Annotated in this window: 14 protein-coding genes; 7 read left to right on the plus strand and 7 right to left on the minus strand. The window is 57.0% G+C overall.

Annotation, left to right across the window (positions count from 1 at the left end; translation table 11 throughout):
* Window positions 1-273: hypothetical protein (locus tag ACFDSS_RS02865; RefSeq protein ID WP_375254254.1), on the plus strand; the 273-nt coding region annotated here is incomplete at its 5' end.
* A 121-nt stretch (window positions 274-394) separates the two neighbouring features.
* Window positions 395-886, plus strand: a complete 492-nt coding sequence (locus tag ACFDSS_RS02870; RefSeq protein WP_375254255.1) for a fasciclin domain-containing protein — start codon at window positions 395-397, stop codon at window positions 884-886.
* A gap of 27 nt (window positions 887-913) precedes the next feature.
* Here ACFDSS_RS02870 and ACFDSS_RS02875 read toward each other — a convergent pair whose 3' ends face one another.
* The 3 genes from ACFDSS_RS02875 to ACFDSS_RS02885 all read right to left on the minus strand — a co-directional run bounded on the left by ACFDSS_RS02875 (window position 914) and on the right by ACFDSS_RS02885 (window position 3356).
* On the minus strand, window positions 914-1288 hold the full coding sequence (locus tag ACFDSS_RS02875) for a GNAT family N-acetyltransferase (RefSeq protein WP_375254256.1): 375 nt from the start codon (window positions 1286-1288) through the stop codon (window positions 914-916).
* Window positions 1289-1527: 239 nt separating this feature from the next.
* Window positions 1528-2376, minus strand: coding sequence for a sugar phosphate isomerase/epimerase family protein (locus tag ACFDSS_RS02880; RefSeq protein WP_375254257.1), 849 nt, complete (start codon window positions 2374-2376; stop codon window positions 1528-1530).
* Window positions 2373-3356, minus strand: coding sequence for a fatty acid desaturase (locus tag ACFDSS_RS02885; RefSeq protein ID WP_375254258.1), 984 nt, complete (start codon window positions 3354-3356; stop codon window positions 2373-2375). The genes ACFDSS_RS02880 and ACFDSS_RS02885 overlap by 4 nt, the downstream gene beginning before the upstream one ends.
* A 152-nt stretch (window positions 3357-3508) precedes the next feature.
* On the opposite strand from ACFDSS_RS02885, the gene ACFDSS_RS02890 reads away from it, so the two are divergent.
* The 3 genes from ACFDSS_RS02890 to ACFDSS_RS02900 all read left to right on the plus strand — a co-directional run bounded on the left by ACFDSS_RS02890 (window position 3509) and on the right by ACFDSS_RS02900 (window position 7511).
* Entirely contained in the window at window positions 3509-5533 is a 2025-nt protein-coding gene (locus ACFDSS_RS02890; protein ID WP_375254259.1) for an FAD-dependent oxidoreductase, read from the plus strand.
* A gap of 210 nt (window positions 5534-5743) precedes the next feature.
* A complete protein-coding gene (locus ACFDSS_RS02895; protein ID WP_375254260.1) occupies window positions 5744-6649 on the plus strand; it encodes a LysR family transcriptional regulator in 906 nt (301 codons plus the stop codon).
* Window positions 6650-6797: 148 nt separating this feature from the next.
* Window positions 6798-7511 (plus strand): GGDEF domain-containing protein, encoded by a 714-nt coding sequence (locus tag ACFDSS_RS02900; protein ID WP_375254261.1) that lies wholly within the window; start codon window positions 6798-6800, stop codon window positions 7509-7511.
* On the opposite strand, the gene ACFDSS_RS02905 is transcribed toward ACFDSS_RS02900, so the two are convergent.
* Genes ACFDSS_RS02905 through ACFDSS_RS02920 form a run of 4 tightly spaced genes read right to left on the minus strand, consistent with a single transcriptional unit; the run spans window position 7505 to window position 10448 of the window.
* Window positions 7505-8437: an OmpA family protein gene (locus ACFDSS_RS02905; protein WP_375254262.1), complete on the minus strand. Its 933-nt coding sequence runs from the start codon at window positions 8435-8437 to the stop codon at window positions 7505-7507. The two genes, ACFDSS_RS02900 and ACFDSS_RS02905, sit on opposite strands and share 7 nt — an antisense overlap.
* Window positions 8434-9000 (minus strand): peroxidase-related enzyme, encoded by a 567-nt coding sequence (locus ACFDSS_RS02910; RefSeq protein ID WP_375254263.1) that lies wholly within the window; start codon window positions 8998-9000, stop codon window positions 8434-8436. Before ACFDSS_RS02910 ends, ACFDSS_RS02905 begins: the two co-directional genes overlap by 4 nt.
* 3 nt (window positions 9001-9003) lie before the next feature.
* On the minus strand, window positions 9004-9729 hold the full coding sequence (locus tag ACFDSS_RS02915) for a GNAT family N-acetyltransferase (RefSeq protein WP_375254264.1): 726 nt from the start codon (window positions 9727-9729) through the stop codon (window positions 9004-9006).
* Window positions 9726-10448, minus strand: a complete 723-nt coding sequence (locus ACFDSS_RS02920) for a competence/damage-inducible protein A (protein WP_375254265.1) — start codon at window positions 10446-10448, stop codon at window positions 9726-9728. The genes ACFDSS_RS02915 and ACFDSS_RS02920 overlap by 4 nt, the downstream gene beginning before the upstream one ends.
* A gap of 42 nt (window positions 10449-10490) precedes the next feature.
* Between ACFDSS_RS02920 and sfsA the strand changes: the two genes are divergently transcribed.
* Together sfsA and map are read left to right on the plus strand one after the other, a co-directional pair.
* Window positions 10491-11192, plus strand: coding sequence for a DNA/RNA nuclease SfsA (sfsA, locus tag ACFDSS_RS02925; protein WP_375254295.1), 702 nt, complete (start codon window positions 10491-10493; stop codon window positions 11190-11192).
* Window positions 11193-11246: 54 nt separating this feature from the next.
* Window positions 11247-12119, plus strand: coding sequence for a type I methionyl aminopeptidase (gene map / locus ACFDSS_RS02930; RefSeq protein ID WP_375254266.1), 873 nt, complete (start codon window positions 11247-11249; stop codon window positions 12117-12119).
* The last annotated feature ends 119 nt before the right edge of the window (window positions 12120-12238 follow it).

Here is a 12238-nt window from a genome sequence, read left to right on the forward strand (position 1 = left end):
TGTCTTCAAGATCGTCCGCTGGATGATGTGGAACTGATCTTTGATGTGGCACGCGCGCATTGGCGGATAACTGCCCCAATCCCCTCTGCTGCAATTAGTGAGGGTATCCAAACCTTTGTGGTGTGTGATGCCCAAGGGCACACGCTCGCGCATTTTTCCATTTTGGCAGGCGCTCTGGCGTCCGAAGATCTGCGTGCCGAGATTGATTTGCTGCGCAGTGAGCTGGATATCCTCAAAGCGGGGTTCCGTCGGCACTGCGCGGAAGGCCGATGATACGCAAATTACTCTGAAGCGGATGACTTTATATCAACTGATGAACTCTTTGTCAGAATGAGAACCAGTTCATGCCCTGCCCCGTATTAATTTCGTTAACAGGGACATGAAAGGACACCCAATGAACCGTCGTTTTGCTATCAAATCCAGCATCCTCGCCGCTGGCGTCGCCATCGCCGCTGCATGTGCGCCCCTCGCAGAGAGTGCGCCGGACATCGTAGATATCGCCACATCCAACGGCAGCTTCAACACGCTTGTGGCCGCAGTGACCGCTGCAGGGCTGGTCGATACCTTGAAGGGCGAAGGCCCATTCACTGTATTTGCACCAACTGACGAAGCTTTCGCCGCCTTGCCAGCCGGAACGGTTGAATCGCTGCTTCTGCCGGAAAACAAGGACCAGCTTATAGCCATCCTGACATATCACGTCGTGTCGGGCGCGGTAACGTCCGACCAATTGGCCGGACAACGCCTGAGCGTTGCAACAGTCAACGGTGCCGAAGTCCACATTGACGGCCGTGATGGCGTCAAGGTGAACGACAGCACGGTCACCGCAGCGGATATCATCGCATCCAACGGCGTGATCCATGTGATTGATTCCGTTCTGCTGCCATAAAGTTTTTTCAGGCGTTCTGAGACCCCGTCACGGCAACGTGGCGGGTTTTTTGCACCGATTGCAGAGAGCACTGCGCGTCTCTGGATATCGGCAAAACCATATGCAGATGCGTTTGTAGAAGGCAACTGCGCGGTTATCCGCCGCCATATCAAGGCAGATATTTTGACATCCCGCAACTTTCGCCTTGGCAATCGCGACATCAATCAACCTGCGTCCAATTCCCTGATGCCGTGCCGTATGCGATACGGCAGGGTCAAAGACAAGATACGACCCTCGAAGCCCATGCGGGAAAAGCTGCTCCATCAGTCCGAAGGCCCTGTCAAGGTGCGCCCTGAAATCCGGTTTTTCGTTCTGGCTCTGTCGGGATCGGCTGACTTCAAAATGGGCGTCAAACTCTGGCATCGTATGCGGGGCGAGAACCCCAAGAGCACGTCATCATCACGCGCCAAAGTAGTCTGCGCATGGCAAACGATCCCGTTTTCTTCCGGCCATTCATCGGCAAAAACCCGTCGCCAACGGTCTATGGTGCCGAATAGGAAGCGCATGAGGGGGACATCCACGGTCCAGATTAAATCAGCAACAGTATCTGAAGGATCGCTGGCTGTCGCCGCGCCGATTGAAACGGTCATGGCCTGCGTTTCCTATATGTCATCATCACCGCCCAGTTCTTCCCACAGTTCGCGCACCCATCCCTTGATGACTTGCGCCTCTTTCCAACGGTTCGACATTTCGCGCCCATCCGGGCCCGTCATTGCGTATTCTGGCGGCCCAAGTTCGCAGACGAATATGCAGTCACCGGACGGATTTCGTGCCCGCCAATCTGCAAGCCCTTCGCGCCACCAGCCCTTGAAAAGCGCGACCCATTTTTGGTGCTGTGGGAAATCCAGTTGCAACTGGATTTGCTGGCGCGACGCCACCCGCCCCTGAAAACTATCGGATCGTTTCAGGATTTGGCTCATTAGGCCCCGGTCATGCTCTGACAATGGAAACCAAAACTCGCGGTCCACAACGTAGTGCGAAAGATCGGCGCAGATCCGCATCTGAGGGATCCGATCCAGCAGTTGCAGCGTTGTGTAAAGGTCATTTGTAATGCAATTGCGATGGGTTTCGAATTGTACCGGCACGCCGATCCGGTCCGCCATGCCAATCCAGGTTTCAATCACCGGCACCATATCATCAAGTGCGATGGGCATCACCTGCCCGATGACATCAACGAAAGGCGCCCCAAAATCAGCGGCCATATGCAGCGTGTCTTCCAAGCTCTCCATCGTCTTTGGAAAGGCGACAATCAGCGGCGTCAGCCCATTCGCCTCCATATGCGGGCGGACCGCATGGGCGACCGCCACGTCAGAGGCGCCAAGATCAATTGCCATCCCGTCAAAGCCCGCACCCGCGACCATTTCACAGACCTGATCGTGGGGCAGTTTGACGCCACTTTGGTCATGCGGCTGCATCGCCCAAAGAGATGTATAGACCTGAAGCCGCCTCACTCTGCGGGCATCCGTGTGACACGGCCACCGCTGCGCGGAATGATCCAGACCTCATCCATCGGATATGCGCTTTCATCTTTGGCCATCAACTTCGCGATCACCTCGCGCTGGAATTCGAGCCAGCCCATGCGGTGTACCTGACCTGCCTTTTCCTCAATCTTCGCATTCAGTTCACGCAGCTTCCAGAACGGCACTGCCGGGAAGGTGTGATGCGCGGTATGATAGGGCATCTGCCAGCAAAGCCAGCGTTGCACCACATTGGCGCGGGTCGAGCGGGTGTTTTCCATGATATCGTTTTCATGGCTCAACCCCAGATGCTCGATTGTGTTCTGTAGCTGATGGATCGGCTTGGTCAGCAACATGGGCAACAGCCAGAACGTCAGCGCGGCCCATGACCCCAAGATGACGCTACCAAACGCGACTAGCCCGTAGCCTGCCAAATGCATACGGCTTTCAAAGACGACCTTGGCCTCTTCCTCGGTCCGAATGAACGGTTCAATCACCACACCGCTGGCACGCCGGATCACGCCGAAAAAACGGTTGCGCCAATAGGTGATCCCGCTCAGCCACAGCAAATAGGTCCAAAGCGTATACGGCTCGCGCACAAGTTCGCCGTCGCGGTCCCAATCCTGGGTATATTGGTGATGCGCAAAATGCATGATCTGGTCAAAATCGCGCGGAAAAATCTGGATGAAGCCGATGGCGCGCCCAAAGACTTCGTTCAACTTTCGTGTTTTGAAAACGGTCGCGTGGCTGAGCTCGTGCTGCGCGGCATAGAGAAAATTCAACAAAATCCCCAACGCCAACCCTGTCACCCAGACCCAAGCCGTTCCCATCGCCTGCGCGTGCAGGGCACCGACAAACAAAATCGCCCCGATATGGCTCCCCATTTGCAAACCACCCTGTAAATCAGAGCGCTCCGTAAGGGCGCGTAACTGCGCAGGGGTCAAGAAATCGCGTCGTGAAAAGCTGGCGTCCATCTCTACCTCCGAAAAGTTCTCCAAAGACTACCCGCAGCCCGCACATTTACAAACCCTGAATGACACGACGTCCATCGGCTTAGATGACGCGGCGTTTGGGGGTGACGGGCAGGGCCGCATTCGCCATCATTGCCCAAACCGGAGGCGCATTTATGACCCGATATCCCACGCTGCTCTCACCCCTCGACCTTGGTTTCACGACCCTGAAGAACCGCGTGTTGATGGGCTCGATGCATACAGGTCTTGAGGAGACCAAGGACTGGAACCGCGTGGCTGAGTTCTATGCCGCGCGGGCGCGTGGGCAAGTCGGGCTAATGGTCACGGGCGGCATGGCCCCGAATGCTGAAGGTGGCGTGTTTCCCGGTGCCGCCGGGCTGTTTTCACATGACGACATCACCAACCACCGCATCGTAACGGACCGCGTCCATGATGCTGATGGCAAGATCGCAATGCAGATCCTGCACGCGGGCCGCTATGCCTATTCGCCCGCATGTGTCGCCCCTTCTGCGATCAAATCACCGATATCACCCTTCCCGCCCAAAGCGCTGGATGAAGACGGGATCGAAAAGCAAATCAACGATATCGTCACCGCCGCAAACCGGGCGCAAGAGGCCGGATATGACGGGGTCGAAATCATGGGCTCCGAGGGGTACTTCATCAATCAATTCCTCGTCACGCATACCAACAAACGGACCGACCGCTGGGGCGGCTCTTATAAGAACCGGATGCGCCTACCCGTTGAAATTGTCCGCCGCGTGCGCGAAGCTGTCGGGACGGATTTCATTGTGATCTACCGCCTTTCAATGATCGATCTGGTCCCAGATGGATCAACCTGGCAAGAGGTCGTGCAGCTTGCCAAGGCGGTCGAAAATGCTGGTGCAACAATCCTGAATACCGGCATCGGCTGGCATGAGGCGCGGATCCCGACAATCGCCACGTCAGTGCCGCGCCGCGCCTTCACCTGGATAACCAAAAAACTGATGGGTGAGGTGCGTATCCCGATTATTACCTCCAACCGCATCAACATGCCAGAAGTTGGCGAAGCCGTTCTTGCCGACGGCTGTGCGGATATGGTCAGCATGGCGCGACCTTTCCTTGCAGATGCGGATTTCGTCGCCAAGGCCGCCGCCGGTAAATCCGCTGAGATAGCACCATGTATTGCCTGCAATCAGGCCTGCCTCGATCACACCTTCAGCGGCAAGCTGTCCTCCTGTCTGGTCAACCCTCGTGCTTGCCATGAAACAGAACTGACGATCACGCCAACTGGCACCCGCAAGAACATCGCCGTCGTCGGTGCAGGGCCTGCGGGCCTTTCTGCAGCGATCACCGCAGCCGAGCGCGGGCATTCTGTCACTCTCTTTGACAAGGCGGCCGAGATTGGCGGACAGTTGAACATGGCCAAGCAAGTCCCCGGCAAGGAAGAATTCTGGGGGCTCGTCGCCTATTACCGCACGATGGTCGCAAAACTGGGGATTACGCTGCAACTCGACACAACCGCGACCCCGGTTGAATTGGCGGATTTCGAAGAAATCATCATCGCAACGGGCGTTGCCCCACGCGACCCACAGATCCCTGGCCAGGATGGGCCAAATGTGTTGTCCTATATTGATGTGTTGCGCGGCAAATCCCCCGTCGGCGAAAAGGTCGCCATTATCGGCGCTGGTGGGATCGGCTTTGATGTTGCGGAGTTCCTCGTGACCGCTAAAAGCCCGACTGAGAACCTGAAGGATTGGCTCGCAGAGTGGGGCGTTGGCGATCCTGCCGAAACACGCGGGGGCCTACGACCCGAAGGCCCGCAGCCGGATGCACCCACGCGGCAAGTGACCTTGCTACAGCGCAAGGCCGAAAAGCTCGGGCGGCGATTGGGAAAAACCACCGGCTGGATCCACCGGGCCGGGCTGCAGATGAAGGATGTCGATATGATTGGCGGGGTGAACTACGAAAAGATTGATGCCCAAGGTCTGCATGTCAGCAAAGGTGAGTCGCGCGAAGACCCTCGGGTGATCGTCGCGGACACCATTGTGCTTTGCGCGGGCCAGTTGCCAGAGCGCAGTCTGGCCGATGTATTACGCGCAGAAGGCCGCAAAGTGTATGTCATTGGCGGTGCGGATGTCGCCGCTGAGTTGGATGCAAAACGTGCGATCGACCAAGGCACGCGGCTGGCGGCAGCGCTTTAAGGCAAAAATCCGAAACCCCGTTTTTCTGCCAAAACGCCATCCAAAATTAACGTATAGCCTTGTTTTTATGGCGCAGAGAGCGAAATTCGCTGTTTCCGCTTTGGCATCAAAACCTGTTGATACCCCCTTATTGTCAGGCATTTGTCCAATTCCTGCCTGAATTGCGCGCAATCAATCTACAGGAAGAAGTATTTGGGAATGGACACGCCTATGGATCGACTGACGGAAATGGAGGCATTCGCCACCGTGGTGGACCAGGGTGGATTCACGGATGCTGCCAAGAAGATGGGTATTTCGAAGTCCGCTGTCTCCAAACATGTATCGGCGCTTGAAACACGTCTTGGTGCAAGACTTCTGAACCGCACAACCCGCCGCGTCAGCCCGACCGAAATCGGACTGGCCTATTATGACCGTGCCCGCCGCGTTCTGAATGATGCAGGCGAAGCCGACGCCCTCGTGACCTCGATGCAGGTCGCCCCTTCCGGGCTTTTGCGGATCAGCGTTGCGACTGATTTTGGGGTGAACCATCTGTCGCCTGCCTTGGGCAGTTTCCTCACGGATTTTCCCGACATTACCGTCAACATGGTGTTGAACAACCGATTTGTTGAGCTGATTTCAGAAGGTTTCGACATGGCGATCCGGATAGGAGAGCTGGAGGACAGCACTTTGCGCGCACGCAAGCTGACCGAAACCACAAAACGCATGATCGCAAGCCCTGCCTATTTCGCGCAATACGGGCGACCGGAGAAAATTGACGATTTGAATGGGCACAAACTCCTGCACTATTCAAACCAGTCCAATTCCGCAGTCTGGAGACTGACCGCCCCCTCTGGTGAGCGCCGACAGGTGCGCACGGCAGGCTGGCTGACAGTCAACGATGGTCAGTCCCTTCTGAATGCCTGCATCGGCGGTCTTGGCATCGCCTATTTACCCAGCTTTCTTTATGCAGATGCGATGCGGCAGGGGCTGGTCGAAGACGTCATACCGACACTTCCGGTCGAAACGCAGGGCATTTACGCGGTCTATCCGCCGGGTCGATTTGTGCAGCCTAAAGTGCGTGCATTTGTCGATTTTCTGGTACATGCCTTTGCCGGCAAAGGCCCCAATGACTGGTGAAACAAACCCGTCAAATTGCCAAAACCAAGTCCGCATTAAACTAATCTAAAGGCCGCTCCAATATCCCCGACATACCAAGTCGGAGGATGTCGTGAACAGGCTGATGTATTTGTTGGCCCCAAAAGGGGCTTTTGGCTTTGCGATCAGATTGCTATCGCTTGTCGGGCTCGTCGCGCTGCTCAATCTGCTCTTCAGCGTCGTCTACGACCCGCATCAATTGCACGAAGCCCGATACTACATCAGCCACGCCGTCATCGTCGGTGGGCCGCTGATTGCATTTTTTCTGACAGTCACCGTGTTTCAGATAGAGTTACAACGGAAATTGTGGCGGCTTGCCAGAAAAGATGGGCTGACCGCACTGGATAATCGGCGGGCATTTTTTGACGAAACGAGCAAGAGACGCGCGTCCAAGTGCGAGGGCGTTCTGCTAATGCTGGACGCTGACAACTTCAAGGATATCAATGACACCCATGGGCACCAGATCGGAGACCGCTGTTTGAAGAGGATTGCACAGCAGCTTCGCCGCAATTTGCGCAGTCACGACGTCGTCGGGCGGATTGGCGGTGAAGAGTTCGCTATCTATGTGCAAGGCGCAACACTGCAAGAAGCACGCGCTATCGGTCATCGTCTGGCGGAACCACTTCGCATCAATCTTGACGCAGGCGCACATATTGAGCTGACCCTTTCAGTTGGTGCCGTCATCGACCGCCCGCATCTGAGCCTGGATGAAATGTGCAACTATGCCGACAAGGCACTGTATTGGGCCAAATCCAACGGTCGCGCGCAATTGGCAATCTGGGATGAGAGCATGTCACCGATTGCTCAATCTGGCAATCCAGATGGAACCGCCGCACTTCACTGATCGGCTTGCAACCGCAGGACGGCCTCAACGCGACGGTTTTTACTGCGTCCCTCTAACGTCTCATTGGTCGCAAGTGGCACAAGAAACCCGACACCCTCCGCGGTTAGCTGACGGCGCGGAATCGCATAGTCTGCGACAAGCCGTTCCAGAACGGAGGCAGCGCGGCGCTGCGAAAGCGCGATGTTCGGTGCCAATTCACCACTCGCGTCCGTGTGCCCCACAAGCACAATCTGTCTGCTGTTGTCGGCTTGCAGATAGCGCGCAAGTGCGGCCAGCGATCCGAATTCGGCAACTGCCAGCTGCGCCGACCCCGTTTCGAAGCTCAAATCGGACAACACCGCGCGGCCGGTTGTTTCGAGCCTGGCAATAAAACCGAGCGCAGAAGGCAAAGGTTGCCCCATCGCAACTGCGGCTTCAGGAGTGAGCGGTTGGGCTTCTGTCGGCGCAACGCGCGTTACCTGAACATAGCCCGCCTGCGCAGTGCGGCTCACTAACAGCGATACCATATCAGCCCCCGAACCGCCGGTCTTGCGTGCGGTCAAAAAGCGGAAGTCATCGAGCGCGACCTGCATCTCTGGCGGGGGCAGAACATCGACTGCAAAGCGGAAATCAAACCCACCACAGGTCGCATCGGCGCATTCGAATACGATCTGAAAGCGATCATTGCGCAACTGTTCGCGCAAGGGTCGCATCATCTGCAACGTTGTCAGAGAGGTCGTTTCAATGCGCCATGCCTGCTGTGTTAAGGCGCCTTCGGTCAACTGTGTAGGAACCACGCCATCGGCCCATTCGCCCGTCGGAAACGCGTAATTGTCCAACGGGCTGAAAACTTCAGTGGTCAAGCTTGCATTGCTGGGGAATTCCAGCGTTTGCGCCCAGGACAAGCCGGGCAGCAAGAACAATATCGCGTTGAGAAACCGTCTCATCGCGCCTGCGCGTGATAGCCGTCATTCGGGCGCATACCGGTGGCAGAGGCGATGCGATTGCTCATATTGTAAAAGCCAGCAACGGCGGCGATATCCCAGATATCGCGATCCGAAAAACCGACTTGCCGCAAAGCATCACGGTCTTTTTCGACAATCCCGGCACTCGCCACGGTCATCTGCTCGGTAAATTCCAGCATCGCATGTTGCCGTCGATCGAGCGACGCAACCCGCCAGTTCATCACAAGCATCTCGCCCAACTTGGGATCACCGGACAACTGCCGCACCGCCGCGCCATGGGCGGTCAGACAATAGTAGCACTTATTGATGGAGGACACGACAACCGCGATCATCTCACGTTCAAGTTTGGAGAGCCCCGAGTCCGCCAACATCACGTCATTATAGAGCGCCGCAAATGCGTTTAATTTATCAATATCAAAGGCATAGGCCCGCAGCACGTTCGGGACCATTCCCAGCTTGTCTTGACAGACATCAAAATACCTCTGCGTGGCCTCCGGCAACGGATCGACCATTGGTAAATCAAGGGCGGTGGGTAGGTCTGTCACTGCTCACTCCTGCAAAACGCGATAGTGATACTGTCCCACAAGCGTCATCCCAAGGGAAGCATAGAGCGTATTCGCGGGCGTGTTCGCCTGCGTTGTCAAAAGGGTCAGGTAGGATGCCCCCTGCTCTTTCGCCCAAAATGCGGCGGCGCGGGTCAGGTGCCGCGCCAAGCCCTTGCGTCGGTATTCGCGGGCGACTTCCAACGCATGGATCATCGCGCAATCTGCTGCCTTCGCGACAAAACCGGTCGCTGCTGGCGTATCGTCGATGCGGCCAAGCAAAGTCGTCTTGGGTTGCAGGGCACGGTCCATCACGTCCAGCCGCCCTTGGCCAACGCCACCTGACTTCCAGATCTCTACCTGTGTGGCCAGCGGTGGCCACACTTCAAATGTGGTGACCGGCGGCGGCCGTCGCGTCGCGATCAAATCGACGGGCGCGACATACATGTTGGTGATATCTCTGGACCGATAGCCGCGGGCTTTCAACAGTTGGTCCAGCGCAGTATCGCCGTCGCGCAACATGAAAAGCGGTTTCTGGCCGACGTATTTCATGGCTTCCTCGGCGGTGGGGATATCAGCGTCGGACACCATGCCTTCGGCCGTGGTCGCGCTGACGCGGTTACCGCCCTGCCCGTCAACGCGCACCATCCAAGGCCCAACCGCCCGTTTCGCGCAGGCGGGCCAGGTGCCATCTATCAGCGCGTAGATCATTTGCTTTGTCGGACGTGTCATACCTCAAAAATTGCCGCCAAAGCTGCCATGGCCCTGTCCAGATCCGAAGCATTCGAACCACGCACGACGATGTTTGAGCCATAAATCCCGTCCTTTTGGAATGGGTAGGAACCGACAGACACATCAGGGAACGCCTGCGCAAACTGGCCCAACGGTCCCGCGATGTCCCCTTCACCCTTCATCAATCGCAATGTCCGCGAAAGCAGGGGTGCGCCACCTGTCAAGCTTGGCAGAATGCTGGCGACCATGGCTTGAAACACCGACGGCACACCGGCCATCACATGGACGTTTTCGAGGCTGAAGCCGGGTGCAGTGCTGACCGGATTGTCAATTAGACAGGCCCGCGAAGGAATGCGCGCCATACGCAGTCGCGCTTGATTGAGCTCTTGCCCGGACCGGTCGTAGTGGGCCTGCAACAAGGCGCGCGCATCATCGCGCACATCAATCGTGTCGTCAAAGGCCGCGGCGATGCAGTCTGCGGTGATGTCATCATGGGTCGGCCCAATGCCACCGCTCGTAAAGACGTTATCATATGCCACCGCCAACGCACGCACCGCCGCAATAATCGCCGTGCGATCATCACTGACGACCCGTACCTCTTTTAGGTCGATACCCCGCGCGGTCAGTTGCCCCGCCAGATAGTGCATATTCGCATCCCGCGTCCGCCCTGAGAGGATTTCATCTCCGATTACAAGCATCGCAGCGCTGGGGTTTGGCATAGGTGGTTCTCCTGTCTTGTGCAAATGGTTATAGGTCGCACCATGGAATTTGCCACGCCTTTGATCCCCGCCCGCCTGATCCGTCGTTATAAGCGCTTTCTGGCGGATGTGCGGCTTGCAGACGGGCGAGTGGTCACAGCCCATTGCGCAAACCCCGGTCCGATGATCGGTCTGGCCGAGCCTGACACGCAAATCTGGCTGGAGCCAAATGATGACCCGAAAAAGAAACTGAAATTCGGCTGGCGTTTGGTCGATCATGAAAACGGGCATTTCACTGGCGTCGATACGAGCCTGCCCAATCGCGCGCTGAAGGCCGCTTTGGACGCGCATGACGTGCCGCACCTGCCCGCCTATGACCTTGTCCGTTCTGAGGTCAAATACGGCGAAAACAGCCGCGTCGATTTCCTGCTCAGTGGCGACGGACCTGATACGTATCTTGAGGTGAAAAGTGTGACCTTGAGCCGTCAAACCGGCCTTGCAGAGTTTCCCGACAGCGTCACCGCCCGAGGCACAAAACACCTTCACGCGCTGGCGCAAATGGTGGGCCAAGGCCATCGCGCCATCATGCTCTACCTCGTTCAACGCACCGACTGCACGGCCATGACCCTCGCCAGTGATATCGACCCTGCTTATGCGTCCGCATTTGCAAAGGCGACCGCCGCGGGCGTCGCGGTCCGCGTCCAAGCCTGCGAAATCGACCCCTCCGGCGTGCGATTGGGTGAACCGATCCCTTTCCAGCCCTAGAAATCAGCACAAATCCAGATTATGTGCGGGGCTGAACCAGAAGGAACCAGACCGTTGGACACGAACAAAGCCCGCCTGACCAAAGATGGCATCCGCATCTATGAACAAAGCGACTTTGCCGGCATGGCAAAAGCCGGGGCGCTGGCGGCGCAAATCCTTGATGACATCGCGGGCCATGTGATCCCCGGGGCGACAACCGCAGAATTGGACCGCCTTATCACGCAGTGGGTTGATGAGGCGGGTGCCGTCTCTGCCACAATCGGATATAAGGGCTATCAGCACGCGAGCTGTATTTCCGTGAATCACGTCGTTTGTCACGGTATCCCCGGCGCCCCAATTCCGAAGGCCGCAAGTGAGACGATTTCCAAGAACCTTGAAAAGCGCCGCGATGGTGATGCGCTCAAGGAGGGGGATATCGTGAATATCGACGTGACCGTGATTGTCGATGGTTGGTTTGGCGATACCAGTCGGATGTATGTTGCGGGCAGACCGTCCAAGAAGGCGGAACGGTTGATCCAGGTCACCCATGACGCGCTGATGAAGGGAATTGCGGCCGCAAAGCCAGGCAACACCTTCGGCGATATCGGACATGCTATCCAAATGTATGCCGAAAGCCACCGAATGTCGGTTGTGCGTGATTTCTGCGGTCACGGGCTTGGCCGCGTATTTCACGCCCCGCCCAATGTATTGCACTACGGGCGTGCGGGCACGGGCGCATTGCTGGAGGAGGGTATGATTTTCACGATCGAACCCATGATTAATCTTGGACGCCCGGATACGCAGGTCCTGCGCGACGACTGGACAGCGGTGACACGCGACAAATCGCTTTCAGCGCAATTTGAGCACTCCATCGGGATCACGGCGGAGGGGTGTGAAATCTTCACGAACTCGCCCTCAGGCCGCTTCCACCCGACCTTTAGTGCTTAAAGGTGGGGAATTTCGGATAGGTGATGCGATCGAAACTGACTTGACGGCTGCCGAAGACAAGAAGATCGCCGAAGTCCCACAAGCGGTAACAATGCGGACAAAGCAGCGGCGCGCGCCGC

The sequence above is a fragment of the Yoonia sp. genome, from assembly GCF_042093035.1.
In the GTDB taxonomy this organism is placed as follows: Bacteria; Pseudomonadota; Alphaproteobacteria; order Rhodobacterales; family Rhodobacteraceae; genus Yoonia.

Bases quoted from the DNA above. Each gene is read 5' to 3' on its own strand.
- ACFDSS_RS02885 (WP_375254258.1), bottom strand. From the start codon at position 3,356: ATGGACGCCAGCTTTTCACGACGCGATTTCTTGACCCCTGCGCAGTTA.
- ACFDSS_RS02890 (WP_375254259.1), top strand. From the start codon at position 3,509: ATGACCCGATATCCCACGCTGCTCTCACCCCTCGACCTTGGTTTCACG.
- ACFDSS_RS02920 (WP_375254265.1), bottom strand. From the start codon at position 10,448: ATGCCAAACCCCAGCGCTGCGATGCTTGTAATCGGAGATGAAATCCTC.
- ACFDSS_RS02895 (WP_375254260.1), top strand. From the start codon at position 5,744: ATGGATCGACTGACGGAAATGGAGGCATTCGCCACCGTGGTGGACCAG.
- ACFDSS_RS02870 (WP_375254255.1), top strand. From the start codon at position 395: ATGAACCGTCGTTTTGCTATCAAATCCAGCATCCTCGCCGCTGGCGTC.
- ACFDSS_RS02905 (WP_375254262.1), bottom strand. From the start codon at position 8,437: ATGAGACGGTTTCTCAACGCGATATTGTTCTTGCTGCCCGGCTTGTCC.
- ACFDSS_RS02875 (WP_375254256.1), bottom strand. From the start codon at position 1,288: ATGCCAGAGTTTGACGCCCATTTTGAAGTCAGCCGATCCCGACAGAGC.
- sfsA (WP_375254295.1), top strand. From the start codon at position 10,491: ATGGAATTTGCCACGCCTTTGATCCCCGCCCGCCTGATCCGTCGTTAT.
- ACFDSS_RS02915 (WP_375254264.1), bottom strand. From the start codon at position 9,729: ATGACACGTCCGACAAAGCAAATGATCTACGCGCTGATAGATGGCACC.